This window comes from Ramlibacter sp. G4-7, from assembly GCF_057784995.1.
In genome coordinates this window covers 1-25,533 of sequence record NZ_JBYNTT010000011.1, presented here as the reverse complement: position 1 = coordinate 25,533, position 25,533 = coordinate 1, and the positions used below count along the sequence as shown (strand labels likewise).

The 25,533-nt window shown below is 69.8% G+C and carries 28 protein-coding genes; 16 read left to right on the top strand and 12 right to left on the bottom strand.

Features of this window, described 5'->3' with window-relative positions; genetic code table 11:
• Positions 1 to 8: 8 nt before the first annotated feature.
• Both AC3EGR_RS16115 and AC3EGR_RS16110 read left to right on the top strand, forming a co-directional pair.
• On the top strand, positions 9 to 938 hold the full coding sequence (locus tag AC3EGR_RS16115) for a LysR substrate-binding domain-containing protein (RefSeq protein ID WP_488547519.1): 930 nt from the start codon (positions 9 to 11) through the stop codon (positions 936 to 938).
• A gap of 8 nt (positions 939 to 946) precedes the next feature.
• On the top strand, positions 947 to 1,834 hold the full coding sequence (locus AC3EGR_RS16110) for a diacylglycerol/lipid kinase family protein (protein ID WP_488547518.1): 888 nt from the start codon (positions 947 to 949) through the stop codon (positions 1,832 to 1,834).
• A gap of 6 nt (positions 1,835 to 1,840) precedes the next feature.
• On the opposite strand, the gene AC3EGR_RS16105 is transcribed toward AC3EGR_RS16110, so the two are convergent.
• From AC3EGR_RS16105 to AC3EGR_RS16065, 9 genes are all read right to left on the bottom strand, one after another.
• A complete protein-coding gene (locus AC3EGR_RS16105; RefSeq protein WP_488547517.1) occupies positions 1,841 to 2,137 on the bottom strand; it encodes a hypothetical protein in 297 nt (98 codons plus the stop codon).
• Positions 2,138 to 2,257: 120 nt separating this feature from the next.
• Complete coding sequence (locus AC3EGR_RS16100) at positions 2,258 to 3,235, bottom strand: Bug family tripartite tricarboxylate transporter substrate binding protein (RefSeq protein ID WP_488547516.1); 978 nt, start codon at positions 3,233 to 3,235, stop codon at positions 2,258 to 2,260.
• Between the two features lie 78 nt (positions 3,236 to 3,313).
• Entirely contained in the window at positions 3,314 to 3,796 is a 483-nt protein-coding gene (locus tag AC3EGR_RS16095; RefSeq protein ID WP_488547515.1) for a Mut7-C RNAse domain-containing protein, read from the bottom strand.
• Positions 3,793 to 5,244 carry an amidase gene (locus AC3EGR_RS16090; RefSeq protein ID WP_488547514.1) on the bottom strand — a complete coding sequence of 484 codons (1,452 nt, stop codon included), beginning with the start codon at positions 5,242 to 5,244 and terminating at the stop codon, positions 3,793 to 3,795. The genes AC3EGR_RS16095 and AC3EGR_RS16090 overlap by 4 nt, the downstream gene beginning before the upstream one ends.
• A complete protein-coding gene (locus AC3EGR_RS16085) occupies positions 5,241 to 6,812 on the bottom strand; it encodes an acyl-CoA synthetase (RefSeq protein WP_488547513.1) in 1,572 nt (523 codons plus the stop codon). The genes AC3EGR_RS16090 and AC3EGR_RS16085 overlap by 4 nt, the downstream gene beginning before the upstream one ends.
• A 160-nt stretch (positions 6,813 to 6,972) precedes the next feature.
• On the bottom strand, positions 6,973 to 7,404 hold the full coding sequence (locus AC3EGR_RS16080) for a universal stress protein (protein ID WP_488547512.1): 432 nt from the start codon (positions 7,402 to 7,404) through the stop codon (positions 6,973 to 6,975).
• A gap of 10 nt (positions 7,405 to 7,414) precedes the next feature.
• Complete coding sequence (locus AC3EGR_RS16075; protein WP_488547511.1) at positions 7,415 to 8,122, bottom strand: TerC family protein; 708 nt, start codon at positions 8,120 to 8,122, stop codon at positions 7,415 to 7,417.
• Positions 8,123 to 8,260: 138 nt separating this feature from the next.
• The gene (locus AC3EGR_RS16070) at positions 8,261 to 9,664 is read right to left on the bottom strand and encodes a sensor histidine kinase N-terminal domain-containing protein (protein ID WP_488547510.1); all 1,404 of its coding nucleotides are present in this window, start codon (positions 9,662 to 9,664) and stop codon (positions 8,261 to 8,263) included.
• A complete protein-coding gene (locus AC3EGR_RS16065; protein WP_488547509.1) occupies positions 9,651 to 10,325 on the bottom strand; it encodes a response regulator transcription factor in 675 nt (224 codons plus the stop codon). Before AC3EGR_RS16065 ends, AC3EGR_RS16070 begins: the two co-directional genes overlap by 14 nt.
• Before the next feature lie 191 nt (positions 10,326 to 10,516).
• Between AC3EGR_RS16065 and hppD the strand changes: the two genes are divergently transcribed.
• The 5 genes from hppD to AC3EGR_RS16040 all read left to right on the top strand — a co-directional run bounded on the left by hppD (position 10,517) and on the right by AC3EGR_RS16040 (position 13,679).
• A complete protein-coding gene (gene hppD, locus AC3EGR_RS16060) occupies positions 10,517 to 11,605 on the top strand; it encodes a 4-hydroxyphenylpyruvate dioxygenase (RefSeq protein ID WP_488547508.1) in 1,089 nt (362 codons plus the stop codon).
• A gap of 231 nt (positions 11,606 to 11,836) precedes the next feature.
• Positions 11,837 to 12,145 carry a hypothetical protein gene (locus AC3EGR_RS16055; RefSeq protein ID WP_488547507.1) on the top strand — a complete coding sequence of 103 codons (309 nt, stop codon included), beginning with the start codon at positions 11,837 to 11,839 and terminating at the stop codon, positions 12,143 to 12,145.
• A 46-nt stretch (positions 12,146 to 12,191) separates the two neighbouring features.
• Positions 12,192 to 12,875, top strand: coding sequence for a response regulator transcription factor (locus tag AC3EGR_RS16050; protein WP_488547506.1), 684 nt, complete (start codon positions 12,192 to 12,194; stop codon positions 12,873 to 12,875).
• Positions 12,872 to 13,261 carry a fluoride efflux transporter CrcB gene (gene crcB, locus AC3EGR_RS16045; protein ID WP_488547505.1) on the top strand — a complete coding sequence of 130 codons (390 nt, stop codon included), beginning with the start codon at positions 12,872 to 12,874 and terminating at the stop codon, positions 13,259 to 13,261. Before AC3EGR_RS16050 ends, crcB begins: the two co-directional genes overlap by 4 nt.
• A gap of 196 nt (positions 13,262 to 13,457) precedes the next feature.
• Entirely contained in the window at positions 13,458 to 13,679 is a 222-nt protein-coding gene (locus tag AC3EGR_RS16040; RefSeq protein ID WP_488547504.1) for a hypothetical protein, read from the top strand.
• A 28-nt stretch (positions 13,680 to 13,707) separates the two neighbouring features.
• Here AC3EGR_RS16040 and AC3EGR_RS16035 read toward each other — a convergent pair whose 3' ends face one another.
• Positions 13,708 to 15,012 carry a hemolysin family protein gene (locus AC3EGR_RS16035; RefSeq protein WP_488547503.1) on the bottom strand — a complete coding sequence of 435 codons (1,305 nt, stop codon included), beginning with the start codon at positions 15,010 to 15,012 and terminating at the stop codon, positions 13,708 to 13,710.
• Positions 15,013 to 15,058: 46 nt separating this feature from the next.
• On the opposite strand from AC3EGR_RS16035, the gene AC3EGR_RS16030 reads away from it, so the two are divergent.
• Together AC3EGR_RS16030 and AC3EGR_RS16025 are read left to right on the top strand one after the other, a co-directional pair.
• Positions 15,059 to 16,006: a DUF2971 domain-containing protein gene (locus AC3EGR_RS16030; protein WP_488547502.1), complete on the top strand. Its 948-nt coding sequence runs from the start codon at positions 15,059 to 15,061 to the stop codon at positions 16,004 to 16,006.
• A 4-nt stretch (positions 16,007 to 16,010) separates the two neighbouring features.
• Complete coding sequence (locus AC3EGR_RS16025) at positions 16,011 to 16,841, top strand: symmetrical bis(5'-nucleosyl)-tetraphosphatase (RefSeq protein ID WP_488547501.1); 831 nt, start codon at positions 16,011 to 16,013, stop codon at positions 16,839 to 16,841.
• Positions 16,842 to 16,947: 106 nt separating this feature from the next.
• On the opposite strand, the gene AC3EGR_RS16020 is transcribed toward AC3EGR_RS16025, so the two are convergent.
• Complete coding sequence (locus tag AC3EGR_RS16020; protein WP_488547500.1) at positions 16,948 to 18,360, bottom strand: DEAD/DEAH box helicase; 1,413 nt, start codon at positions 18,358 to 18,360, stop codon at positions 16,948 to 16,950.
• Positions 18,361 to 18,553: 193 nt separating this feature from the next.
• Positions 18,554 to 19,426 (bottom strand): KPN_02809 family neutral zinc metallopeptidase, encoded by an 873-nt coding sequence (gene ypfJ / locus AC3EGR_RS16015; RefSeq protein WP_488547499.1) that lies wholly within the window; start codon positions 19,424 to 19,426, stop codon positions 18,554 to 18,556.
• Between the two features lie 29 nt (positions 19,427 to 19,455).
• Between ypfJ and pcp the strand changes: the two genes are divergently transcribed.
• The 7 genes from pcp (at position 19,456) to AC3EGR_RS15980 (ending at position 25,261) form a co-directional block, all read left to right on the top strand.
• Positions 19,456 to 20,124: a pyroglutamyl-peptidase I gene (gene pcp, locus AC3EGR_RS16010; protein ID WP_488547498.1), complete on the top strand. Its 669-nt coding sequence runs from the start codon at positions 19,456 to 19,458 to the stop codon at positions 20,122 to 20,124.
• Between the two features lie 80 nt (positions 20,125 to 20,204).
• Positions 20,205 to 21,056, top strand: a complete 852-nt coding sequence (locus AC3EGR_RS16005; protein WP_488547497.1) for a 3',5'-nucleoside bisphosphate phosphatase — start codon at positions 20,205 to 20,207, stop codon at positions 21,054 to 21,056.
• Complete coding sequence (locus AC3EGR_RS16000; protein WP_488547496.1) at positions 21,053 to 21,955, top strand: DMT family transporter; 903 nt, start codon at positions 21,053 to 21,055, stop codon at positions 21,953 to 21,955. Before AC3EGR_RS16005 ends, AC3EGR_RS16000 begins: the two co-directional genes overlap by 4 nt.
• A gap of 9 nt (positions 21,956 to 21,964) precedes the next feature.
• The gene (locus AC3EGR_RS15995; RefSeq protein ID WP_488547495.1) at positions 21,965 to 22,600 is read left to right on the top strand and encodes an L-threonylcarbamoyladenylate synthase; all 636 of its coding nucleotides are present in this window, start codon (positions 21,965 to 21,967) and stop codon (positions 22,598 to 22,600) included.
• Positions 22,601 to 22,622: 22 nt separating this feature from the next.
• Positions 22,623 to 23,291 (top strand): site-2 protease family protein, encoded by a 669-nt coding sequence (locus AC3EGR_RS15990; protein WP_488547494.1) that lies wholly within the window; start codon positions 22,623 to 22,625, stop codon positions 23,289 to 23,291.
• Positions 23,292 to 23,295: 4 nt separating this feature from the next.
• Entirely contained in the window at positions 23,296 to 24,591 is a 1,296-nt protein-coding gene (locus AC3EGR_RS15985; RefSeq protein ID WP_488547493.1) for a tryptophan--tRNA ligase, read from the top strand.
• A gap of 76 nt (positions 24,592 to 24,667) precedes the next feature.
• A complete protein-coding gene (locus tag AC3EGR_RS15980) occupies positions 24,668 to 25,261 on the top strand; it encodes a response regulator transcription factor (RefSeq protein ID WP_488547492.1) in 594 nt (197 codons plus the stop codon).
• The last annotated feature ends 272 nt before the right edge of the window (positions 25,262 to 25,533 follow it).

Here is a 25,533-nt window from a genome sequence, read left to right as displayed (position 1 = left end):
GTTTCTCGATGAATCTCTCCGGCCGCCTCATCGACGCCTTCCTCGCCCTGGAGGAGACGCGGCGCTTCTCCATGGCGGCCCAGCGCTGCCATGTCTCTCCTTCGGCGTTCAGCCAGATGATCGGCCGACTGGAGGCGCAGGTAGGCGCGCGCCTGTTTGACCGCGACACGCGCAACGTGGCGCTCACGCCGGAAGGCGAGGCCTTCTCGCAGGGCGCGCACCGCATCGCCTCGGAGATCCGCGCCACCATGGGCGAACTGCGCGACCGCGCGACGCGCCAGCAGGGCCGCGTCACCGTCGCCGCCCTGCCCTCGCTGGCGGCCGACTGGCTGCCGCGGCGGCTGGCGGAGTTCCACGCGCGCCATCCCGGCATCACGCTGCGGCTGCACGACGTGGTCTCGGACCGCTGCCTGGAGATCCTGCGGCGTGGCGAGGCGGACTTCGGCATCAACGCCGTGGCCGGCAGCTCGCTCGAATTCGAGGCCACGCTGCTGTTCGACGAGCACTGGCACGTCGTGTTTCCCGAGCACGACCCGCTCGCGGCGAAGAAGGGCGTGACGCTGCGGGAACTGAGGGGGCGGCCCTTCATCCACACCCTGCGTTCCGGCAGCGTCTGGCAGCAGCTGCAGCCCCTGGTGGAGGCGGCGCAGGTGCGGGACACCGGCTTCGAGGTGAACCAGCTGGGAACGCTGGGCGGGCTGGTTGCCGCCGGCCTGGGCATCAGCATCGTCCCCGAGTTCGCGCTGCGGCTGTGCGCGCACCCCGGCGTGGTGGCAGTGCCGCTGAACGCGCGCAACGCGACCCGGCCGGTCTACCTCGTGCGGCGACGCCAGCGCAGCTTGTCGGTCGCGGCCGCCACGCTGTGGGACCTGCTGCTGGAGGACGCGCGCGGCGGGCGCGGTCCGGCGCGCCCCCGCGCCGCGCGAAAGGCCCGATGATCGGGCGGATGCGCGCCCTCGTCGTCCTCAACGCCCGCTCCGGCACCGGATGCGACGACAGCCGTGTCGAACAGCTGAGGCAGTTGTTCGACGAGGCCGGACTGGAGGCGCGCCTGGTCCTTGCGCACGGCGGCGAGGAGATGTTCGCGGCGGTCGATCGGGCGCGGGCGGACGGCATCCGGCTGGTCGTCGCCGGCGGCGGCGACGGCACCCAGAGCGCCATCGCGTCGCGGCTGGCGGGCACGGACCTGGTCCAGGGCGTGCTGCCCCTGGGCACGCTGAACCACTTCGCCAAGGACCTGGGCATCCCGCTGGCGCCGGCCGATGCGGTCCGCACGCTGGCGCAGGGGCGCGTCATCGAGGTGGACGTGGGGGAGGTGAACGGCCATGTCTTCATCAACAACTCCAGCCTGGGCCTGTACCCGCAGATCGTGCGCGAGCGCGAGCTGCAGCGCCTGCACCTGGGCAAGAGCAAGTGGCGCGCGCTGGCCAGTGCCACGCTGCACGCGACCGAGGGGCGCCCGGGCATGGCGGTGAAGGTGGACGCCGAAGGCGAGCAGCAGCTGCTGCGCACGCCCTTCGTGTTCGTGGGCAACAACCGCTACACCATGGAGGGCCTGGCCATCGGCGCCCGGCCTTCGCTGCAAGGCGGCGAACTGGCGCTCTATGTCGGACAGCGGCGCGGCCGCCTCGCGCTCCTGCGGATCGCCCTGCGCGCGCTGACGCACCGGCTGCGGCAGGACGAGGACTTCGCGATGCTCACCGGGCCGGCCTTCGTGGTCAGCACCACGGAAGCGCGCGTGCGCGTGGCCACCGACGGCGAGGTGACGATGATGGACACGCCGCTGCACTACCGCATCCGGCCGCGCGCGCTGCGCGTGTGCGTGCCCGGCTGAGCCGGGTCAGTCCAGGCCCAGGGGCGCGGGTCCCGTGGTCGCGGCTTCGGGCGCGCGCACGCGGATCGCCAGCCTGGCGAGATCGCGCTCGACCCCCTGCAGCCAGCCCCGGCCTTCGTAGGTGCGGCTCCAGCCAGGCGCGGAGACCAGCACCACCACCGGCAGGGCGGCATCGTCCACGCCGGGCAGCGGCTGCAGGCGCGACACGCACACATGCTGCGGCGGGATGCGCAGGCGGCGCAGCAGCGCGTGCAGCTCGTCGCGCTCGCGCAGCGGGAAATCGGTGAAGGGGATGAGCTTCATGTCCTGGAGGTCGGCCGACGCATTCTTGCAAACGCAGGCCCCCTGGAACATTTCCCCCATGTAAACCGAAGTCCGCACCGGTGACGGGGCGGACTTAGTTCCGCATCGCGTGGCGCCGGCTCACTCCGCCGTGATCTTTCGGTCCCGGACGATGGCGCCCCACTTGGCCGATTCCTTCTGCATGAACTCGGTCAGTTCGGCGCGCGTGGTCGGATGCGGCGTGAGGCCGTGCCTGGTGAGCTGCTCCCGCACCGACGCGTCGTTGAGCACCTTCACGATCTCCTGGTTCCAGCGCTCCAGGACCGGAGCAGGCGTCCTGGCCGAAGCCACGAAGGCATACCAGTTCAAGGCCTCGAAGCCCGGGTAGCCCGACTCCGCCACCGTGGGGATGTTGGGCATGTAGGCCGGCCGCGTCAGGCCCGTGGTGGCCAGCGGCACCAGCTTGCCGCTCTCGACGTGCGGCAGCGCCGTCGGCGGCGCGGCGAAGTAGCCGGTGAAGCGGTTGGCCAGCAGGTCCTGCATGGCCGGGGCGCCGCCCTTGTACGGCACGTGGATCATTTCCACCTTCGCCTGCTGGCCGAACAGTTCGCCGGTGAGGTGCGAAGCCGAGCCGGCCCCGGTGGAAGCGAAGGTGACCGCCCCGGCCTGCTTGCGCGCGGCCGCGACGAAGTCGGCCAGCGTGCGGATGCCCGAGGCGGGGTTCACCACCAGCACGTTCGGGAAATGCACGCCCCCGGACAGCGGCGCCAGGTCCTTGAACGGGTCGTAGCCGACCTTCATCATGTGCGGCGCGATCGTGAGCGGCCCGATGGAGCCGAGCAGGATCATCGAGCCGTCGCTGGGGCCGTTGGCCACGAGCTGGTGCGCGATGTTGCCGCCGGCGCCGGCGCGGTTGTCCACCACGACGGCCTGGCCGATGCTGTCTCCCAGCTTCTTGGCGATGAGGCGAGCGGCTGCATCCGCGGCGCCGCCGGGCGCGAAGCCCACGACCATCGTCACGGCCTTCTTTGGCGGAAAGTCCTGGGCGTGCGCGGACGCGGCGAGGACGGCGGCGGCAAGGCCGCAGCCGATGGCGCGCAGCCAGAGGCGCTTGTGCATGTCTTGTCTCCTGCTGTGGGATGCCGCGCGATGTTAGGGCGCAAAGAGCGCGGGCGGGCTCCGCAGGAACCCGGCGCCTCAGGGCCCCGCGACCCAGCCCGGGAGCACGCGTTCGAGCGCAGCGCGCATGCGGCGCACGTGCGAGCCGTCCCAGTAGAGGCGCTCGCACGCCGGGCAGCGGCGCACGGTCGCCGCCAGCCCGCGCACCCCGTCAGGCAGCAGCTGCTCGGCTTCCCCGGGGGGCACCGGGACCAGCGCCGCGTTGTCCAGGAGGCAGCGCGTGAACAGCTCGCTGGGCCCGGGCAGCTGCAGCGCCAGCACGAGGTCGCGCAGCTGCTGCAGCGGTTCGTCCTGCCGGACCTCGTGCGCGCGGACGGGACGCAGGTCCTGCAGTAGGCGGCGGTCGCGGGTGAGCAGGATGCGCGCCTGCGTCTCGGCGACTTCCACCAGCACCGGGTCGGCCACGGCGATGTCGTACCAGGTGTCGTAGCCCAGCACGCGCAGCCAGCGCGCCAGGCGCCCCAGCATGGCGTCGGCGGCGAAGCGCGTGTCGTCGTTCAAGCCAGGCGCGCGACCGCCGGCGGCCGCTGCGTGCTCCAGGGCGCGATCGTTTCCCAGGCGCGGGCGAAGGCGAGAACGGAGAGGTCCGCGCGGGCGGGACCGGCGACCTGCAGGCCCATGGGCAGGCCGCCGGGACCGAAGCCGATCGGCACGCTGGCCACCGGCAGCCCCGCCAGGGAGAACGGCGTGACGATCTCCATCCAGCGGTGGTAGGTGTCCATCGCCACGCCCGCCACCTCCCGCGGCCAGTGCTGCTCCACCGGGAAGGGGAAGACCTGGGCGGCGGGAGCGACGAGGTAGTCGTGCTTCTCGAACAGGCGGCGCAGGCCCTGGTACACCTGCGTGCGCTGCACGGAGGCCTCGTACAGCTGCGCCGCGGTGAGCGTGAAGCTCTGCTCCACTTCCCACTGCGCCTCGGGCTTCATCAGCGCGCGCAGCTGCGGCTGCTCGTACAGCGCGCGCAGCTTGCCGGCGGTGAGCATCTGCCGCACGCGCAGCCAGGCGGACCAGTTCACCTCGCGCGGGACGTCCAGCGTGCACGGTTCCACCACGTAGCCTGCGTCCTGCAGCTTGCGCAGTGCCGCTTCGCACAGTTCGCGGATGCCGGCTTCCAGCGGCAGGTCGCTCCAGATCGGGCCCAGCCAACCGATGCGCTGGCCCGCTGCACAGGCGATCGGGTCCTCGGCGGACGGGTCCGGCAGCACCTCGGGGAGGGACAAGGGCGCGCGCTCGTCCCAGCCTGCCAGGGTGGACAACAGGCGCGCCACGTCCTCGGTGGTCCGGCCCATGGGCCCTTCGGTGCCCAGCTGCTGGAAGAACACGTCGTCCGCGGGCACGGCAGGCACGCGGCCGCGCGAAGGACGCAGGCCGACGATGTTGTTGAAGGCCGCCGGGTTGCGCAGCGAGCCGCCGAAATCGCTGCCGTCCGCCACCGGCACCATGGACAGGGCGACGGCCACCGCCGCACCGCCACTGCTGCCGCCGGCGCTCATCGCCGGCTCCCAGGCGTTGCGCGTGACGCCGAACACCTGATTGTAGGTGTGCGAACCCAGGCCGAACTCCGGCGTGTTGGTCTTGCCGATGACGATCGCGCCGGCTTTCTTCATGCGTTGCACGAACAGGGCATCCGTCTGCGGCACGCGCCGCACGGTGCGCGAGCCCAACGTCGTGGGCAGCCCCGCCGCGTCGCTGAGGTCTTTCACCGCGATGGGAAAGCCGTGCATCCAGCCGGTGATCTCGCCGCGGGCGAGCGTCGCGTCGCAGGCATCGGCTTCGGCCAGCAGCGCCTCGGGCGGGCGCAGGGAAACGATCGCGTTGTGCAGCGGGTTGAGGGCGGCGATGCGCTCCAGGCTGGCTTCCATCAACTCGCGGCAGGACACTTCGCGCGCGGCGATCCGCCGCGCCAGCGTGCCGGCATCCAGCAGCAGCAGGCCTGCGTGCGTGCTCACGCTTGAGCCCCCCCGAAGTGGCCCTGGTGCCGCAGGCGCAGCTCGCGCTTGAGCAGCTTGCCGCTGGGGTTCTTGGGCAGCGCCTCGGTGAACACCACCGCCTTGGGCGCCTTGAAGCCGGCCAGGTGCTGCTGGCAGTGCGCCAGCACCTCGGCCTCGGTGAGCTGCTGGCCTGCCTTGGGCACGACGACCGCCACCACCGCCTCCACCCAGCGCGGGTGCGGCACGCCGACCACCGCCACCTCCGACACGCCCGGCAGGCGGTAGATCATCTCCTCCACTTCGCGGCTGGCGACGTTCTCGCCGCCGGTCTTGATCATGTCCTTCTTGCGGTCGACGACGGTGATGTAGCCCTCGTCGTCGATGGTCGCGAGGTCGCCGGAATGGAACCAGCCGCCTTCGAAGGCCGCACGGGTGCGCTCCTCGTCGTGGAAGTAGCCCAGCATGAGGTGGGGCGAGCGGTGCACGATCTCGCCCACCTCCCCCGGCTGCACGTCGTGCATGGTGTCGTCGACCACGCGCGTTTCCACGTTCAGCACGGCGCGGCCGCAGGAGCCGGGCTTGCGCAGCTGGTCCTCGGGGCCGAGCATGGTGGCCAGGGGCGCGATCTCCGTCTGGCCGTACAGGTTCCAGAAGCCCACGTCCGGCAGCCGCCGGGCCAGCTCGCGCAGCACCTCCACCGGCATGATGGACGCGCCGTAGTAGCCCTTGCGCAGCGAGCTCAGGTCCGTGCCGTCGAACAGCGGCGAGCGCAGCAGCGAGATCCACACGGTGGGCGGCGCGAAGAAGGACGTGATGCGGTGCCTGGCGATCAGCGGCAGCAGGTTCTCGGGCGTGGGCTTCGCGGTGACGATGCTGGTGCCGCCGACGTAGACCATGGGGCCGAGGAACACGTCGAGCTGCGCGCAGTGGTACAGCGGCAGCGCATGCAGCATCACGTCGGCACCGGTGATGTTCGCGTCCACGGCGCAGCTCGCGTACTGCCAGATCACCGCATCGTGGGTGAGCATCGCGCCCTTGGGGCTGGACTCGGTGCCGCTGGTGTAGACGATCTGCAACAGGTCCTCCCCCTTGAGGTCCACCGCGGGAGGTGCCTCGCGCCGGTCCAGGAGCGCGTCGAAGGCGGTCATGCCGGCGGCCGGCTCGCTGGGGTCCTCGGAGGGCAGCCAGAGGAACTGCCGCACCTGCGTGTCCAGCGCGGCGGCGCTGCGCGCGAGCCCGGCCAGGCCCGAGTCGGTCGCCATCAGGCCCGCGCCCGAATGGCGCAGGATGTAGGCGACCTCTTCGGCCTTGAGCATGAAGTTGATCGGCACCAGCACCGCCCCCAGCCGCGCGAGCGCGAAGCGCAGGGCGGCGAAGCCGTGCGAGTTGCGCGCCAGCACCGCAAGTGGCGTGCCCTTGCCCACGCCCATGCGCGCCAGGCCGGCGGCGAGCCGGTCCACGACGTCGTCGAATTCGGCAAAGGTCCAGCGTGTGGCGCCGCATTCGAGCGCGACCCTGGCGGGAAAGCGCTTGGCGCTGCGGTGCAGCAGGTCGGCCAGGGTCTGGCGGCGGACGGCGGAATCCATGCGGTGCTCCTCGGGTGAGGGGCTATGGTGCCGCAGGGGAACGGGCCGCGGGGACGGGATTGACCCGCAAGGAGGTCATTGCGGCCAGCAGCCGCGATCCACCGGGCGACCGATGCGGCGCTGCATGGCCCCCGGCGCGACGCCGGGATGACCTGCCGGCTCAGGAGCCGAGGACCTGGTAGGCGTTGCCTGGGCCGAGCAGGTGCCGCACCTGCTCGGCGAGCGAGCCGAACATCTTGCCGGCGAGGCTGGGACCTTCGTCGCCGAACAGGATGCGGTCGCAGCCGAACTCCCGCGCGGCCTGGGCGATGGTCTCGGCGCTGCGCCCCACCAGCACGGTGCTGGTGTAAGGCACGCCGGCGGCATCCAGCAGCCCCTGGGCGAAGTGCAGTTCCTGCGCGCCCTCTTCCATCTGCATGGTCTGCAGCTCGCGGGTGCCGAAGAACATCGCCACGTGGCCGGACAACCGCGGCTGCACCCGCACCAGCCGGATGCCGACGAATTCCTCGCGCCAGATCCGCACGGCCTGTTCGACCGCCGAGCGCGTGCGCGCAGGGCTGTGCGGATCGACGGCGACCAGGAGCTGCCTCATGGCGTCAGCCTCAGGCGGCGGGCTGGTCCGCGGCCGGATGCTCTTCCTCGCGGCGACCACGGCTGCCGAGGTACTTGCCGATCGCGACGACCAGGATGGCGCCGGCGATGGGCAGCACGGTGTGCAGGTAGTGGTGCTGCTCGACGAAGCCGTGGATCGCCGGATCGGTCACGGCCATCTCGCCGGCCACCCAGCCCAGCAGCGCCGCGCCGATCGTGATGATGATCGGGAAGCGGTTCATCAGCTTGAGGATGACCGTGCTGCCGAAGATGATCAGGGGGATGCTGATCACGAGGCCGATCACCAGCAGCGGCACGTTGCCCTTGGCGGCGGCGGCCACGCCGATCACGTTGTCCAGGCTCATCACCAGGTCGGCGATGACGATCGTCTTCACGGCCGCCATCAGCCCCGAATTGCCCTCGATGTCCTCGTCGCCGTCATCGCCCTTGAGCAGGCCGATGCCGATCCACAGCAGCAGCGCCGCGCCGACGAGCTTGAGATAGGGCTGGGACAGGAGGTAGACCGCGAAGAAGGTCAGGATCACGCGCAGCACGATGGCGCCGACGCTGCCGAAGATGATGGCCTTCTTCTGCTGGGGCGGCGGCAGCGACCGGCACGCCAGGGCGATCACCACCGCGTTGTCCCCCGACAGCACGATGTTGATCAGGATGATCTGGGAAAGGGCAATCCACATGTCGGGATTGGTGAGAAAGGCCATGTTGTCTCCTGAGGGTCCGCCCGGAATCCGAAGCGGATCCGATCCCATCGAGCGTAAGGACTGCCGCTGACAGCCTCTTGGCGTTGCCCTGTCGGCAAGTTGTCGGCCAGCTTTCAGCGCGCTTACTAGGCCGCAGCTTCAGGCAGGGGCCGGACTGTCCGAACGCCCCGTGAAGAACACGCTGAAGGTGTTGCCCACCCCGTCGACGTCTTCGTCCAGCGTGATGCGCGCTCCGTGCAGGGTGGCGATCTCGCTGACGATGGCCAGGCCCAGGCCGCTGCCGTCCTCCTGCGTGCCGAGCAGCCGGTGGAAGCGCTCGAAGATGCGGGCCCGCTCGGCCACCGGGATGCTGGGGCCGTCATCGCTGATGGCGAGCTTGCACTGGCCTTCGGCGGTGCGGCTGGCCTGCACCGTCACGCGGCCGCCCTCGTGGCTGTAGCGGATCGCGTTGTCGATGAGGTTGTTGATCAGTTCGCGCAGGCGGTCGCCGTCGGCATCGATCATGAGCGCATCGTCCACGCCCTCGAAGCCCAGGTCGATGTTGCGCTTGATCGCATGCGGCACCCAGTCCATGCTGACCTCGAGCGCGAAGGCGTTGAGGTCCAGCGGCTGCAACTGCACCGTGTCCAGCGCGCCGGGCTCGTTGCGGGCCAGCGAGAGCAGCTGCCGCACCAGCCGCGACAGGCGGTCGGCGCTGATGTACAGCTGCGCCAGCGAATGGCGCACGCGCTCGGCGTCGGTCTCGCGCAGGGCGAGTTCGATCTGCGCCTTCAGGCCGCTCACCGGCGTCTTGAGCTGGTGCGCCGCGTCGGCGACGAAGCGGTTCTGGAAATCGAAGGTCTTGCCCAGGCGCGCCATCAGGTCGTTGACTTCGTCGACCAGCGGCCGCACTTCGCCCGGCACGTCGTGCGTTTCGATCGGGCTCAGGTCCAGGTGCGAGCGCCCTGCCACGGCGCGGCGCAGGCGCTGCAGCGGCTCCAGCCCGCGGGAGACCCCCAGCCACACCAGGGCGGTCGCCATCACCACCAGCAGCAGCTGCGGCAGCACCACGTTGGCGAGCATTTCGAGCGCCAGCCGCCGGCGCTTGTTCAGCGTCTCGGCCACCTGCACCTGCACCACCGGCGCACCGGCTGCTTCGGACACCGGCATGCGCGCGGCGATCATGCGCACCGGCTCGCCGTGCACCTGGTCGGCGTAGAAGCGCGGCTCGCCGTTGGCCACCGATGCCTTGGCCAGCGCCGCGTCGCCCCCGAGCAGGGAGCCGTCGGCCGCGTCGAGGCGGAAGAACAGGCGGTCCTGCGCGTCCATCAGCAGGATGTTGGCCGCCGTTTCGGACAGCTCCAGGCGCGGCCGGCCGCCGCCGTCGCGCACGTGCAGCACGATCTCGCGCGCGATCTCGTGCAGGGCACGGTCGTAGGCGAGGTTGGCGAAGCGCTGCGAGATCCACCAGGCGGCAGCGGTGTCCAGCACCAGCAGCACCAGCAAGGGACCCAGCAGCCAGGCGAGCAGCTTGCGCTGCAGGCGCGGCTCAGCCTTCCGCATCGCCGCGTTCCATGAGGTAGCCCATGCCGCGCACGGTGCGGATCTCGCACCCCAGCGGCTCGAGCTTGCGGCGCAGCCGGTAAACGTAGACCTCGATCGCGTTGTCGCCCACCTCGTCGCCCCAGCCGTACAGGTGGTTGACCATCTGCTCCTTGCTGACGACGCGGCCCTCGCGCATCAGCAGCAGCTCCAGCACCGCGAGCTCGCGCGGGGAGAGCTCCAGCGGCTTCTTGTCGTAGAAGACGCGCCGCCCGACCGTGTCGAACTTCAGCAGGCCGTGTTCCAAGTAAGGGGTGGAATTGCTGCCGCGGCGCAGCAGGGCGCGCACGCGCGCTTCCAGCACCGGCAGGTCGAAGGGCTTGGACAGGTAGTCGTCGGCCCCGAGGTCCAGCCCCCGCACCTGGTCCTCCATGGTGTCGAAGGCCGTGAGCATCAGCACCGGGATGGTGGACTTGCGCGCGCGCAGGCGCTTGAGCACCTCCAGCCCGGACAGCCCGGGCAGGCCGATGTCCAGGATCGCCAGGTCGTAGATGGCCAGCCCCAGCGCGTGGTCGGCCTCCTCGCCCGTCGACACGCTGTCGACGGCATGAGCGGTCTGCACCAGGGCGCGCGAGAGCGCGTCGGCGAGCACCTTGTCGTCTTCGACCAGCAGGATGCGCATGGACGGGAACTGTAACGCGAGCGCGCCCAGGCGTTAAACTGGCGTCGCCATGCATGGCTTCGCCCTCTTCATCGGAGACCACCTCGCGCGCAGCGTGCGCGGAGTGCCGGGCGCGCCTCCTGCCTGACGACCCCCCGCCGCCGGCCGCGCCGGCCAGCCCGCCGTCGTCTTCACCCTTGCAGGAGTTCCCCATGCCCGACCTCTTCGACAACCCCATGGGCCTGTGCGGATTCGAGTTCGTCGAATTCGCCTCGCCCACGCCCGACGTGCTCGAGCCCCTGTTCGAGAAGATGGGTTTCTCCCTGGTCGCCAAGCACCGCTCGAAGGACGTGCTGCTGTACCGCCAGGGTGACATCAACTTCATCGTCAACCGCGAGCCGAAAAGCTTCGCCGGCTACTTCGCCGCGGAGCACGGTCCGTCCGCCTGCGCGCTGGCTTTTCGCGTGCGTGATTCACACAAGGCCTACGAGCGCGCGCTGGCGCTGGGCGCGCAGCCGGTGGAGATCCCCACCGGGCCGATGGAGTTGCGGCTGCCGGCGATCAAGGGCATAGGCGGCGCGCCGCTGTACCTGATCGACCGCTTCGAGGACGGCAAGTCCATCTACGACATCGACTTCGAGTGGCTGCCGGGCGTGGTGCGCCATCCCAGGGGGCACGGCCTGAAGGTCATCGACCACCTCACGCACAACGTCTACCGCGGGCGCATGGCGCACTGGGCGGCGTTCTACGAGCGCCTGTTCGGTTTCCGCGAGATCAAGTACTTCGACATCAAGGGCGAGTACACGGGGCTCACCTCCAAGGCGATGTCGGCACCCGACGGCCTGATCCGCATCCCGCTGAACGAGGAGGCCGGCAAGACCTCGGGCCAGATCGAGGAATTCCTGATGAAGTTCAGCGGCGAGGGCATCCAGCACGTGGCCCTCGCCTCGGACAACCTGATCGAGACGGTCGACGCCTTGCAGATGGCGGGCGTGCCGCTGATGACGGCGCCCAACGACATCTACTACGAGATGCTGCAAGAGCGGCTGCCGGGCCACGGCCAGCCGGTGGGAGAGCTGCAGGCGCGCGGCATCCTGCTCGATGGCGACACGAGCACGGGGCAGCCGCGGCTGCTGCTGCAGATCTTCAGCGAGACGCTGCTGGGGCCGGTGTTCTTCGAATTCATCCAGCGCAAGGGCGACGATGGCTTCGGCAACGGCAACTTCAAGGCGCTGTTCGAGTCGCTCGAGCGCGACCAGATCCGCCGCGGCGTGCTGCAGGTGGACGAGCGCGGCGCATGAAATTTGCGCAGGCGCGTGGCACGCGCCGCACGGCCGCGCCAGGCGCAGGACGGCACCACCGACCAGGCTGCATTTCCGACTAGGGCGTTCCAGGGACTTGGCGGACGGTTTGCGCATCGCCGGTCCTACAGGCCGTTTTCGGCCGCCGCGCCACGATGCTCCCACGTAGCGCAGACCTTCAGTCTTCATTCCGTTGCTGGCGATGCGCTTGGAACAAACCGTGGAGTCCACATGAAAGCCGTCGTCTTCTGCGCCGCGATCGCCGCCTTTGCCGCGGCCCCCAGCTTCGCCCAGGACCTGATCGCCCGCCAGGGCGACGACTCGGTCCGGCTGTCCGAGGAAACGTGCAAGAGCGATCTGGTCATCGCCCGGCTGGAGCCCGGCATGGCCCAGCACTTCCACTCCGCTTCGGCGACCTTCCAGGGACAGCGCTTCCAGGCCTGCTGGCGCATGATGGGCAACGCCGCCTACCTCATCTACGAAGACGGCGACCAGGGCATCATCCCGGCGGGCGAGCTGAAGCCGGAACTGTCCGCCTGATCCAGGACAGGGTCACGACTGTCGCGCATCGTCTATCCTCGGGTCCGTGACCCGTGCGCTGATCGTCGAGGATGACCCCACCACCGCCGCCGCCCTGGCCGGGCTCGTGCGGCGCCACCAATGGCAGGCCGAGGTGCGCGGCGACCTCGCCTCCGCCTGGACTGCACTGGCCCAGGGACCGTTCGACTTCGTGCTGCTGGACCTGAGCCTGCCCGACGGCGAAGGAACCGACCTGCTGCAGCAGCTCAGGCGCGCACCGTCCGGGACCTTGCCCGATCCCAAGACGCCGGTGCTGGTGATCTCCGCACGCACGCAACTGCGCTCCCGCCTCAGCGCCCTGGACCTCGGGGCCGACGGCTACATCATCAAGCCCGTGCACCTGGAGGAAGTGGGTGCCGTCCTGCGCGCACTGCTGCGCCGGCGCACCACGCTCTCCGCGGGGCAGATCGCGCACGGCGACATCCGCGTCGACCCGGCCAGCCGCTATGTGCAGAAGGCGGGCGCGCCGGTGGAACTGACGGAGCAGGAGTTCGCCGTGCTGCTGGCCTTGCTGGAAGACCGGCCCAAGCCGCTGAGCCGCGCCGACATCCAGGCGCGCAGCGGCAACCGCGTGAGCGACGGCGGCGCGGTCGAAGTGCACGTGCACCACCTGCGACGCAAGCTGGGGGACGGCCTCATCCAGACGGTGCGCGGCGTCGGCTACCGCATCTCCGAGGATCCGCAGGCGTGAGCGGCGGCCCGCTGCCGTCGGTCCTCGCGATCGGCCTGGGCGCCGCCCTGGGTGCCCTGCTGCGGTGGGTGCTCGCCGTGCGCTTCAATCCCTTGTGGCCCGCCCTTCCGCTGGGCACCCTCCTTGCCAACCTGGCGGGCGGCTATGCGATCGGGCTGGTCCTGGGATGGCTGGGCCAGCATCCGGAGCTGCCGCCGGAGTTGCGCCTGTTCCTGGTCACGGGCCTGCTGGGCGGGCTCACCACCTTCTCCACCTTTTCGGCCGAAGTCATCACCCACCTCCAGGACGGGCGGGTGCTGCCGGCCCTCCTGGTCGCCGCGACCCACCTGTTCGGCTCACTCGTCCTGACGGCCCTGGGCTTCGCCACGGCGCGGGCCATGTCGTAGCACATTAGGCAAATTGGCTAGCCGGCGCTTGCCAAACACCTAGAGCATCTGCTCATCCGTCGATGACACTGTTGGCATGCTCACATTGTCGCTTCGCGGGTTGTTCGGAGCCGGGCGCAAGGAAGCTTCCTCCAACCCCTCTCAGGCCACCCGATCCGGCGCACCGCGGCCCGCGGGTGCCGACCTCATCTTCCGCATGAAGTCCTGGCCCCAGTTGCCCGAGGACGGGCGCACGGCCGACATCTACCGCGTGCTGTCGGTCATGAGCCACCAGCCGGTCAACCGCCAGTACCTGCTCGCCCGTTGCCGGCTCGCGCCGCGGCAGCTGGACCAGCTGCTGATGAAGCTCGTCGCAGAAGGCGCGCTCGAGGTGATCGACCCGGCCGGGTTCGCGGGACGCGAAGCGCGCGCCGCCTGAACCCGCCGCCGGGTCCCCTTCCCGGCAGCTAGTCGCCCGCCGCCGCGTCCGCCGGCTCGGGCACCGCCTGCGCCAGCACCTTGTCGATGCGGCGGCCGTCCAGGTCCACCACCTCGAACACCCAGTCGCCGCAGTCGATGCGCTCGCCCGGGCCCGGCAGGCGGCCCGACACCGCCATCAGCAGGCCGGCGAGCGTGTTGTAGCGCCCCTTGTCTTCTTCCGGCAGGTCGCGGATGTCCAGCCGCGCCTTCAGCTCGGACACGGGCATCATGCCGTCCAGCAGCCAGGAGCCGTCCTCGCGCTGCGTGGCCCAGGCCTCGGCGTGCTCCGCCGGCTGCAGCTCGCCGGTGATCGCCTCCAGCAGGTCGTGCGGGGTGATGAGGCCCTGCACCACGCCGTATTCGTCCACCACGAAGACCAGGCGCGCGGCCTGGATGCGGAACTGCTCCACCAGCTCCATGCCCGAGAGTGTCTCGGGCACGAAGGGCGCCGGGACGGTGTGCGGCTCGATCGGGCCTTCGTGCGCGGGGCCCAGCGAGATCAGGCGCGACACGCTCACCACGCCGACGACGTCGTCGAGCGAGCCGCGGCACACGGGATACCAGGAGTGCGCCTCGCTTTCGCCGGCGCGCCGCAGCGCGTCGCGCACGCTCGCGGACGCGTCCAGCCATTGCACGTCGCTGCGCGGCACCATCATCGAGGTGAGCGGGCGATCGTCCAGGTGGAAGACGTTGCGCACCATCTGGTGCTCGTGCTCCTCGATGAGCCCGGCCTCCACGCCTTCTTCCAGGCTGTGCGCGATCTCCTCTTCGGTCACCGGGCGCGCGCGCGTGTCGATGCCCAGCAGCTTGAGGATGCCTTGCGTGGAGGCGGACAGCACGCGGACGAAGGGGCCGGCCGCCTTGGACAGCCAGCGCATGGGGCGCGCCATGAAGCGCGCGATCTGCTCGGGATAGATCTGGCCGATGCGCTTGGGCACCAGCTCGCCGAAGATGATGGTGATGTAGGTGATGATGGCCACCACGATGGCCGTGGCCGCGATGGCCGACGCGCGCGGGGGCACGCCCAGGCCGTGCAGCCACGCGGCCACGCCTTCGCTGAACGCCGCCTCGCCGACGATGCCGTTGATGATGCCGATGGAGGTGATGCCCACCTGCACGGTGGACAGGAACTGCGTGGGCTGGTCCAGCAGTTTCAGCGCCGCCAGCGCACCGCCGTCGCCATCCTCGGCCAGGGACGCCAGCCGCGCCCGCCGCGTGGAGGCCAGCGCCATCTCGGACATGGCGAACAGGCCGTTGAGCAGCGTGAGGAAGGCGATCAGCAGGAAATCCATGAATGGGGACAGAATCGGAGCCAACGCACTTTATCCCAAGCCCCACGTGCCCGACGAAACCCTGGACCAGGTGCTCTGGTCCGACATGCAGCGCGAGCCGCCCGCCGGCGCCCTGCCCCTGCTGGCCCACTACACCTCCATCGGCACCCTGGAGCGCATCGCGCAGACCGGCGAGATCTGGTTCTCCAACCCGCTGTACATGAACGACGTGGACGAGCTTCGCTATGGCATGAACCTCGGCCTGCACGCGGTGCGCAGCCACACCGGCCTGCGCGAGGCCTGCCCGCCCGCGCACTACAACGCCCTGCTGGATGCCTTCGACGAGCTGTACGCCGCGTTCGACAGCGACTCGGCCTTCGATGTCTACGTCTTCAGCTGCTCGGAGCACGACGAGGACATCGGCGACGACGGGCTGCTGTCGATGTGGCGCGGCTACGGCGGTGACGGCAACGGCGTGGCGATCGTCTTCGACATGGGACCGCTGCTGGCCGCGCGCTCGCCGCTGCTGGTGCGGCAGGTGCAATACCTGTCCTACGAGGCCAGCGAGGCGTGGATGGAACAGAAGCTGCAGCAGTTCGCGCAGGCGCTGCAGCGTGCCGGCGGTCCCGTCACGCAGATGAAGGACGCGGCCGCCGCCCTGTTCGAGCGCATCAAGCTGTTCGCGCTGTTCACCAAGCACCGCGGCTTCCACGAGGAGCGCGAGTGGCGCATCGTGTACCTGCGCGAGCAGGACCGCGAAGGCCTGTTCACGCAGCAGCTGCACTACGCGATCGGCTCGCGCGGCATCGAGCCGCGGCTGCGCTTCATCACCGAGGCGCTCAGCTCCCAGGAGGGGCCGCCGAGCCTGGAGCACATGGTGCGGCGGATCATCCTGGGGCCGGTGCTCGCGACACCGCTGGCGCTGCGTTCGGTGGTGCGCATGCTGGAGCTGTACCAGCCCACCTGGGCGGACCGCGTCGCGCGGTCCAGCACGCCCTACCGCTCGCAGCGCTGACGCCGTGGCGCACTACCTCGTCGGCGATGTGCAGGGCTGCGACGCGCCGCTCGGGCGGCTGCTGGCCACCATCGCCTTCTCGCCCAGCCGCGACACGCTGTACGTGCTCGGCGACCTCGTCAACCGCGGGCCGGCCTCGGCCGCGGTGTTGCGGCGGCTCATGGCGTACGGGGACGCGGCGCACTGCCTGCTGGGCAACCACGACCTCAGCCTGCTGGCCGTGGCGCACGGCCATCGGGCGCCGCACGGCAACGACACGATGGACGACATCCTGCACGCGCCGGACCGCGAGGCAATGCTGGAGTGGCTGCGGCACCGCTCGATGGCCTTGCTCGCGCACGGCATCCTGATGGTGCACGGCGGCGTGCTGCCTTCCTGGGACCTGCGCAAGACGATGGCGCTCGCCGGGGAAGTCGAAGCCGTGCTGCGCGGCCCCGATCTGCCGGTCTTCCTCGCGCGCATGTGGGGCAACCAGCCCGATCGCTGGGATGACGCGCTCACGGGCGCCGACCGGCTGCGGGTGATCGTCAATGCACTGACGCGCCTGCGTTTCTGCACGCCCGAAGGCGCGATGGACCTGAAGGCCTCCGGCGGGCTGGACCAGGCGCCGCCGGGCATGCTCGCTTGGTTCGACGTCCCCGGGCGCAAGACCGCAGGCGTGACCATCGCCTTCGGCCACTGGTCGACGCTGGGTTACCTGCGGCGGCCGGACCTCATCTCGCTGGACACCGGCTGCGTGTGGGGCGGCTGCCTGAGCGCGCTGAAGCTGTCCGCCGACGGGCAGCACGAACTGGTCCAGGAGCGGTGCGAGCAGGCACAGGCGCCGGGAGAATGACGCTGGCCTTGCGGGGGCGCGACCCGCAATCGACGGGCGTCGGAGCCAGCGCCCCAGGGTTCCCGGGTCGAGCCCGGCATGCCATCCGCAGCCGGGAGGCCGGGCCCTATTCCGACTTGAACAGCGCCGCGACCTTGCGCTTGGGCTTGATGTTCGCCGAGATGCGGTTGCCGGCCGGCTTGGCGTTGGCTTCCCAGGCGGGCGCTTCCTCGCGCGCAGGCGTCTCGTAGGGCTGGTCGAAGAAGGGATCCTTGGGCGCGGCGGTGGCCCGGGAGTCGCGGCGGCGGTCGTCGGTGACACGCTGCGGGCGGTCCTCCTCGTCCTGCTCGCGCCAGGCGCGGCGGCCGTCGTTGATGCGGCCGCGCGGACGGTCTTCCTCGAACTCGATCGGCTCGATCTCCAGCTTGCGCTTGAGGAGCTTCTCCAGGTCCGCCACCAGGCGCGTGTCGCTGGGCGAGACCAGGGTCACGGCCAGCCCCGAGGCGCCGGCACGGCCGGTGCGCCCGATCCGGTGGATGTAGTCCTCCGGGTTGAAGGGCACGTCGAAGTTGAACACCGCCGGCACGTCCTTGATGTCCAGGCCGCGCGCCGCCACGTCGGTGGCCACCAGCAGGTCGACTTCGCCCTTCTTGAACGCGTCCAGCGCCTTCAGGCGCTCGTCCTGGCTCTTGTCACCGTGCAAGGCCGTCGTGTTGAGGCCCTCGCGCTCCAGCGAGCGCGCGAGCCGCGCGCAACCGAGCTTGCTGTTGACGAACACGAAGGCCTGCGAGATCCCGCGCTGGCGCACGATCTGGCGCAGCGCGCGGCGCTTGTCGTCGTCCGGGACGCTGAAGAAATGCTGTTCGACGGTGGAAGCGGTGGTGTTGGGACGCGACACCTCGATGGTGACCGGATCCTTCAGGTAACTGGCGGCCAGCCGCTTGATCTCCGGCGAGAAGGTCGCGGAGAACAGCAGCGTCGTGCGCTGCTTGGGCAGGTACGACAGGATGCGTTGCAGGTCCGGCAGGAAGCCGATGTCCAGCATGCGGTCGGCCTCGTCCAGCACCACGTATTCGACCTGGTTCAGGACCGCGTTCTTCGCCTCGATGTGATCGAGCAGGCGACCGGGCGTGGCGACCAGCACCTCGACGCCGCGCTTGAGTTCCGCCGTCTGCGGCTTCATGTCCATGCCGCCGAACACCACCGCGCTGCGCAGGTTGGTGAACTTGGAATAGAGCTTGACCTGCTGCGCCACCTGGTCGGCCAGTTCGCGCGTGGGCAGCAGCACCAGGGCCCGCACCGGGTGCCGCGCGGGCGAGGTGGAGGCGTTCTCGTGTTTGAGCAGGCGCTGCAGCAGCGGCAGCGAGAAGGCGGCCGTCTTGCCGGTGCCGGTCTGCGCCGCACCCATGACGTCCTGGCCCGTGAGCACCACGGGGATGGCCTGCGCCTGGATGGGCGTCATGGACTCGTAGCCCATCTCGGCGACGGCCCGCGCCAGGGGCTCGGCCAGGTTCAGTTTGGAAAAGGCGGATTCGGACATGAACCCGCTATTGTCGCACTGCCGCAAAATCCATGCCGGGCAGGCTTGCTGCGGAGGCTGGGACCCTCCAAAAAGCAATGACGGAGGCCGGTCACCGCAGAGGCATGGAGGACGCAGAAGACCGCAGAGCTGCAGAGAAGCAACTTGTGATCTTCTGCGCTCCTGTTTCCTGCGCGCCTCCGCGGTGAATGTCTCAGAGGTTCTTGGCGCTGAACGTGTCGCAGGACTTGACGCTGCCGGTCTGCAGCCCGGTGTTGAACCAGCGCTGGCGCTGCGCGCTCGTGCCGTGGGTGAAGCTCTCGGGCACCACGGCGCGGCCGGCGGCCTGTTGCAGGGCGTCGTCGCCGATCTTCTGGGCGGCGTTCATCGCTTCCTCGATGTCGCCCTGCTCCAGGATGTTGCGTGCCCGCTGGGCGTGGTGTGCCCACAGGCCCGCGAAGCAGTCGGCCTGGAGTTCCAGGCGCACGCTCAGGGCATTGCCTTCGGCCTGCGAGGCCCGGGCGCGGGCGCGGTCGACCTGGTCGGTGATCCCGAGCTCCTTCTGCACGTGGTGGCCCACCTCGTGGGCGATCACATAGGCCTGGGCGAAATCACCCGGCGCGCCCAGGCGGGACTTCATCGTGTCGTAGAAGCTCAGGTCGATGTAGACCTTCTGGTCGGCGGGGCAGTAGAACGGGCCCATCGCCGCCTGGCCGGCTCCGCAGGCCGTGCGCACCGAACCTCGGAACAGGACCAGCTTGGGGTCCTGGTAGGTGGCGCCGCCCTGCTGGAACTGCTGCTTCCAGACGTCCTCGGTGTCGGCCAGCACGGTGGAGACGAACTTCGCCTGCTGGTCGTTCGCCGGGGGTGCGGGGGCCGGTCCTTGCTGGGTGGTCGGCGCACCGCCGCCGCCGGTCATGATGCCCAGCAGGGTGAGCGGATTGACGCCCAGGAGGGCGCCGCCCACCAGCGCAATGACGATGGTGCCGATGCCGATCGTGCCGCCGCCGATGCCGAAGCCGCCGCCGCCACCGCCGGAGCGCATGTCCTCGACGTTCGATGATTCCCGGTTTCCTTCCCAACGCATGGCCGATCCTCCTGCTGTAGAGTGGGCCCATGGTAGTCCCCGCAAGCCCGGCCGTTCGTAGGCCGTTGTCCGTATTGGTGACAGGTTTCGACCCCTTCGGCGGGAGCGACGTCAACCCCAGCTGGGATGCCATCCATGCCCTGGACGGCCGGGACATCGCCGGCCACCGGATCGTCGGCGGCGAAATCCCCACCGTTTTCGGCGCCTCCCTGCAGCGCCTGCAGGCCCTGATGGAGCAGCACCGGCCGCAACTCGTGCTCTGCACCGGCCAGGCCGGGGGCCGCCCGGCGATCTCGCTGGAGCGGGTGGCGATCAACGTCAACGATGCCCGCATCCACGACAACGCGGGCGCCAAGCCCATCGACCTGCCCATCGTGGAGGGCGGCCCGGCGGCCTACTTCACCAGCCTGCCGATCAAGGCGATGCTCAAGGCGCTGCTGGACGCCGGCGTGCGCGCCGAGGTGTCGCAGACGGCCGGCACCTTCGTGTGCAACCAGACCTTCTACGGGCTGATGCACCTGCTCGCGCGGCCGGAGTGGCAGGGCGTGCGCGGCGGCCTCGTCCACGTGCCCTGGTTGCCCGCGCAAGGGCAGCCCTCGATGCGGCTGGAGGAGATCGTGCGCGGGCTGGAAATCGCGATCGCCACCGCCCTGGCCACGACGCAGGACATCCGCCAGGAAGCGGGCGCGCTGAACTGACCTGCCCCGAGTCCAGGCGATGCACGGGGGCGTTCATGGCGTCGCCAGCAGCGCCACACGTCGGCTCGTAGAATCGGCACGTGTCCATCCTCAACGCCGACCTCCACTGCCACTCCGTGGTGTCCGACGGCACGCTCGAGCCGGAAGTGCTGGCGGCGCGCGCGGCGAAGAACGGGGTCGAGCTCTGGGCCCTGACCGACCACGACGAGATCGGCGGGCAGCGCCGCGCGGCCGCCGCCGCCCGCGAACACGGCATGCGCTACCTCACGGGCACCGAGATCTCGGTCACGTTTGCCAGCGAGACCGTGCACATTGTGGGCCTCGGCTTCGACCCCGAGGACGCGCAGATGCAGCGCGGCCTGGAGGAAACGCGCGGTGGCCGCGGTGCCCGCGCGCACGAAATCGCCGCCGGCCTGGCCCAGGTCGGAATCAAGGACGCGTACGAGGGCGCGCTGAAGTACGTGGGCAACCCGGCCCTCATCTCGCGCACGCACTTCGCCCGTTTCCTGGTGGAGTCCGGCGTGTGCAAGGACACGGGCGAGGTGTTCCGCCGCTTCCTCACGGACGGCAAGCCGGGCTACGTGCCGCACCGCTGGGCGTCTCTCAAGCACGCCGTGCAGTGGATCACGGACGCCGGCGGGCTGGCCGTGATCGCCCACCCGGCGCGCTACCGGTTCACGGCCAACGAGGAGTTCGCCCTGTTCAGCGAATTCAAGTCGCACGGCGGCCGCGGGGTCGAGGTGGTGACCGGCAGCCACACCAGCGCCGAATACGTGAAGTACGCCGGAACGGCCAAGGAGTTCGGCCTGGCAGCGTCGCGCGGCAGCGACTTCCACAGCCCCGACGAGAGCCACACCGACCTGGGCCAGTTGCCTTACCTCCCCGGCGAGCTCACGCCGGTGTGGGAGCTGCTGGCCGACCGGATCCGGTGAGCGCGGACGCCGCGGCCCTGGCGCTGCGCAAGCCCCACGCCCTGGCGGGCATCGCGCTCGTCGTCGCCGCCAGCGCCTGTTTCGCCGCGCTGGACACCACCACCAAGTACGTCAGTGCCTCGGTGCCGCTGCTGATGGCGCTGTGGTTCCGCTACCTGTTCCAGGCGGTCGCCACCACCGCGCTGGTGCTGCCGCAGCGCGGCTGGCGCATCTGGCGCACGCGCCACCTGGCCTGGCAGCTGGTGCGCGGCGTGCTGCTGCTCACGAGCAGCTTCCTGGCCTTCCTGAGCCTGCGCTACCTGCCCGTGGGCGAGTTCACCGCCATTGTGATGATCACGCCGCTGGTGATCACGCTGCTGGCCGCCACGATGCTCAAGGAGCCGGTGACGCCGCTGCGCTGGGTGCTGGTGGCCGGAGGCTTCCTCGGCACGCTGGTCATCATCCGGCCCGGGCACGGCAGCTTCAGCTGGACGAGCCTGCTGCCGATCGCGCTGGTGGGCAGCAACGCCTGGTTCCAGGTGCTCACCAGCAAGCTGGCCCGCACGGAAGACCCGGTGACCATGCACCTGTACACGGGCTGGACCGGGACCCTGGCCGCCTCGCTGCTCGTGCCCTTCGTCTGGACGCAGGTCGCGGACCCCTGGCTGTGGGCCGGCATGTGCTTCATGGGCCTGATGGCCACGGTCGGCCACTTCGCGCTCATCCTGGCCTACTACCGCGCCGCGGCGGCGACGCTCACGCCTTATCTCTACAGCCAGATTGCCTTCGCCATGCTGGGCGGCTGGCTGGTTTTTTCGCACGTCCCCGACGACCTTTCCTTCGTCGGAATCGTCATGATCGCGGTTTGCGGCGCGGCCGGCGCCTGGCTCACGGTGCGTGAGCGGCGCGCGGCCGGCTGACGACGAGCCATGGCCCAGTACTTCGAGCTGCATCCGGAGAATCCCCAGCCCCGCCTGCTCAAACAGGCGGCGGCCGTGATCGCGGCCGGCGGTGTCGTGGCCGTGCCGACGGATTCGAGCTACGCCATCGCCTGCCACCTCGACGACAAGGCGGCTGTCGACCGGCTGCGCCAGATCCGCCGCATCGACGACAAGTACCACCTCACGCTCCTGTGCCGGGACCTCAGCGAGCTGTCGAACTACGCGCGCGTGGACAACCGCCAGTACCGGCTGCTCAAGTCCGCCACGCCGGGCCCGTACACCTTCATCCTGGACGCGACGCGGGAAGTGCCGCGGCGCGTGAGCCACCCCCAGCGCAAGACCATCGGGCTGCGCGTGCCGGACCACCGGGCGCTGCACCTGCTGCTGGAGCTGCACGGGGAGCCGCTGCTCGCCACCACGCTCATGAGCCCGGAGGACAGCGAACCGCTCAACGACCCGGACCTGATCCGCGAACGCTTCCAGAAGGTACTCGATGCGGTGATCGGCTCCGGCCCTTGTCCCGACCAGCCGACCACCGTGGTGGACCTGACCCCCATGGACACGGGGGGCGACCCGGTGCTGGTGCGCCCGGGACGCGGCGACCCTTCGGTCCTGGGACTCTGAAGCGGTCTGACACAATCGGTCGGTGGACTTCAACAACCTGATCCAGACCGTCCTGGTCTACGCGCTCCCGGTGCTCTTCGCGATCACCATCCATGAGGCGGCGCACGGCTACGTGGCGCGGCACTTCGGCGACAACACCGCCTACGTGCTCGGGCGCGTGACGCTCAACCCGATCAAGCACATCGACCCCATCGGCACCATCCTGATGCCGCTGATGCTGTACTTCGCCACCTCGGGCGCCTTCCTCTTCGGCTATGCCAAGCCGGTGCCGGTGAACTTCGGCCAGTTGCGGCACCCCAAGCGCGACATGATCTGGGTGGCGCTGGCCGGACCGGTGTCCAACTTCATCCAGGCCATCCTGTGGGCGCTGCTGTTCACCGTGCTGGTGGGTGCGGGCATCAACGAACGCTTCTTCCTGCAGATGGCCAAGGCCGGCGTGCTGGTCAATCTCGTGATGTGGGCCTTCAACCTGTTTCCGCTGCCGCCGCTGGACGGCGGCCGCGTGCTGGTCGGCCTGCTGCCGGCCAGGCAGGCCCTTGCCTTCTCGCGCATCGAGCCCTGGGGCTTCTTCATCGTCATGGCGCTGGTGCTCGCCGGCGTCGTGAGCTCGCTGTGGCTCAGTCCGCTGATGAACGTCGGCTACCGCATCCTCGGCGTGCTCCTGGCGCCCCTGAATTCCCTCCTGTCCTGACCCCATGAGCGCACCCGTCGTCCGCTACCTCACCGGCATCACCACGACCGGCACGCCGCACCTGGGCAACTACGTCGGAGCGATCCGTCCCGCCGTGCAGGCCAGCCGCCGCCCCGGCACGGAGAACTTCTACTTCCTGGCCGACTACCACGCGCTGATCAAGTGCGACGAGCCGGCACGCATCCAGCGCTCCACGCTGGAGATCGCCGCCTGCTGGCTCGCCGCGGGCCTGGACCCGGAGCAGGTGTTCTTCTACCGCCAGTCCGACATTCCCGAGGTCACCGAGCTCACCTGGCTGCTCACCTGCGTCACCGGCAAGGGCGTGCTCAATCGCGCGCATGCGTACAAGGCGCAGGTGGACAAGAACACCGCGGCCGGCGTGGACGTCGACGCCGACGTGAGCATGGGCCTGTTCATGTACCCGGTCCTCATGGGCGCGGACATCCTGATCTTCAAGGCGCACAAGGTGCCGGTGGGCCGCGACCAGGTGCAGCACCTGGAGATGGCGCGCGACATGGCGCAGAGCTTCAACCACCTGTATGGCGAGCACCTCGTGCTGCCCGAGGCGGAAGTGGACGAAGCGGTGGCGCTGCTGCCCGGCCTGGACGGCCGCAAGATGAGCAAGAGCTACGACAACGTGATCGGCCTGTTCGCGCCACGCGAGCAGGTGCGCAAGGCCATCTTCTCGATCGTGACCGACTCGCGCGCGCCGGGCGAGCCCAAGGACACGGAGGGATCGGCCCTGTTCCAGATCTACCAGGCCTTCGCCACGCCGGCCGAGACGCAGAAACTGCGCGAGCTCTACGCCGCGGGCATCGCCTGGTCGGATGCGAAGCAGCTGCTGTTCGACCGCATCGACGCGGAGATCGGCCCCATGCGTGCACGCTACGAGCACCTGGTCGCGAACCCCGCGGAATTGGAGCGCATCCTGCAGGCGGGCGCCGCCAAGGCGCGCGCGCGCGCGACGCCGCTGATGCGCGAACTGCGCGAAGCCGTCGGCCTGCGCAACCTCGCTTCCATCGCCGGCGCGGCGAAGAAGGAAAAGACGAAGGCCGCCCTGCCCAGCTTCAAGCAGTACCGCGAAGACGACGGGCTCTTCTATTTCAAGTTCGTGGATGCGCAGGGGCGCCTGCTGTTGCAGAGCGCGGGCTTCGCCTCGCCCAAGGAGGCGGGGCAGTGCATTGCGGGCCTGAAGGCCGCCCAGTCCCTCCCGGCCGGCGTGGCGGCCGAGCCGCCGCAGGGTGTCAGCCCCGAACAGGTCGCGGCTGCGCTGCGCGAGATGGCGGCAGGGGCGAACTAAGGCATTAGCACGGACGTGTTCACGAGGAACGCGCTATCCTTGTCGCCTCATGCCGGAAACACATTTGTCGAAAACCATGACCCTGTACGTCGTCGACGACCATCCCCTGATGCGTGAGGCGGTCGTGATGCTGCTGCGCCGGATGCGGCCCGGCGCCGAAGTCGTCGAACTCGACCGCCTCGGCGGGATCGAGGCCGCGGTGCGCCAGCACGGCACCCCCGACCTGATCACGCTGGACCTGAAGCTGCCAGACACCACCGGCACCTCCGGCGTGCACGAACTGAAGAAGCGATTCCCCGAAACGCCGCTGGCGGTGCTGTCCGCCTCCCCGGCGGCCGACGCCGAGGAAGCCTGCATCGAGGCCGGCGCCGACATCTACATCGAGAAGTCCTCGGGCGGCCAGGAGATCGGCAATGCGCTGCGCGCCCTGCTTTCCGCCGACGGCCAGTTCGAGGAACTCGCCCCGACGGACAACAAGCTGTCCAAGCGGCAGAAGCAGCTGATCGTGATGCTCGATCGCGGCCTGTCCAACCGCGAGATCGCCGACGAACTCGGGATCAGCGAGCACACGGTGAAGGTGCACCTGTGGCGCCTGTTCCGGCGGCTCGGTGTCAAGAGCCGCACGCAGACGATCCACTACGCGCGCACGCACGGGTTGTTGGGGGCATAAGGCGGTCTCGGAGGTGGACCCTTCGGTGGGATCCACTGCCTTCACCGGCCGCGGCGTGTGTCGCGCCACCCTTGTATTGTTCATGATTGAATTTCCAGAGTTCGGCGAGAGCCGAGCGGAGCGGGTGTACGCCGTCGCCACCCTTTGGACCCCTCAGCCTGAGCTGTAGATCAAGCGGCACTCGCTCCTTTCTCCTGTCCTGTCCCAAAGATCGGACAGTATCTTTCTGCCCGGCATTGCCGGAGCCCGTATTCACAAGGTGGATCAGACAT

Excerpts from the sequence above, each read along its gene's own strand:
- AC3EGR_RS16115 (WP_488547519.1), top strand. The coding sequence starts at position 9 with ATGAATCTCTCCGGCCGCCTCATCGACGCCTTCCTCGCCCTGGAGGAG.
- AC3EGR_RS16110 (WP_488547518.1), top strand. The coding sequence starts at position 947 with ATGCGCGCCCTCGTCGTCCTCAACGCCCGCTCCGGCACCGGATGCGAC.
- AC3EGR_RS16105 (WP_488547517.1), bottom strand. The coding sequence starts at position 2,137 with ATGAAGCTCATCCCCTTCACCGATTTCCCGCTGCGCGAGCGCGACGAG.
- AC3EGR_RS16100 (WP_488547516.1), bottom strand. The coding sequence starts at position 3,235 with ATGCACAAGCGCCTCTGGCTGCGCGCCATCGGCTGCGGCCTTGCCGCC.
- AC3EGR_RS16085 (WP_488547513.1), bottom strand. The coding sequence starts at position 6,812 with ATGGATTCCGCCGTCCGCCGCCAGACCCTGGCCGACCTGCTGCACCGC.
- AC3EGR_RS16080 (WP_488547512.1), bottom strand. The coding sequence starts at position 7,404 with ATGAGGCAGCTCCTGGTCGCCGTCGATCCGCACAGCCCTGCGCGCACG.
- AC3EGR_RS16075 (WP_488547511.1), bottom strand. The coding sequence starts at position 8,122 with ATGGCCTTTCTCACCAATCCCGACATGTGGATTGCCCTTTCCCAGATC.
- AC3EGR_RS16070 (WP_488547510.1), bottom strand. The coding sequence starts at position 9,664 with ATGCGGAAGGCTGAGCCGCGCCTGCAGCGCAAGCTGCTCGCCTGGCTG.
- AC3EGR_RS16065 (WP_488547509.1), bottom strand. The coding sequence starts at position 10,325 with ATGCGCATCCTGCTGGTCGAAGACGACAAGGTGCTCGCCGACGCGCTC.
- hppD (WP_488547508.1), top strand. The coding sequence starts at position 10,517 with ATGCCCGACCTCTTCGACAACCCCATGGGCCTGTGCGGATTCGAGTTC.
- AC3EGR_RS16055 (WP_488547507.1), top strand. The coding sequence starts at position 11,837 with ATGAAAGCCGTCGTCTTCTGCGCCGCGATCGCCGCCTTTGCCGCGGCC.
- AC3EGR_RS16040 (WP_488547504.1), top strand. The coding sequence starts at position 13,458 with ATGAAGTCCTGGCCCCAGTTGCCCGAGGACGGGCGCACGGCCGACATC.
- AC3EGR_RS16035 (WP_488547503.1), bottom strand. The coding sequence starts at position 15,012 with ATGGATTTCCTGCTGATCGCCTTCCTCACGCTGCTCAACGGCCTGTTC.
- AC3EGR_RS16020 (WP_488547500.1), bottom strand. The coding sequence starts at position 18,360 with ATGTCCGAATCCGCCTTTTCCAAACTGAACCTGGCCGAGCCCCTGGCG.
- ypfJ (WP_488547499.1), bottom strand. The coding sequence starts at position 19,426 with ATGCGTTGGGAAGGAAACCGGGAATCATCGAACGTCGAGGACATGCGC.
- pcp (WP_488547498.1), top strand. The coding sequence starts at position 19,456 with ATGGTAGTCCCCGCAAGCCCGGCCGTTCGTAGGCCGTTGTCCGTATTG.
- AC3EGR_RS15995 (WP_488547495.1), top strand. The coding sequence starts at position 21,965 with ATGGCCCAGTACTTCGAGCTGCATCCGGAGAATCCCCAGCCCCGCCTG.
- AC3EGR_RS15985 (WP_488547493.1), top strand. The coding sequence starts at position 23,296 with ATGAGCGCACCCGTCGTCCGCTACCTCACCGGCATCACCACGACCGGC.
- AC3EGR_RS15980 (WP_488547492.1), top strand. The coding sequence starts at position 24,668 with ATGACCCTGTACGTCGTCGACGACCATCCCCTGATGCGTGAGGCGGTC.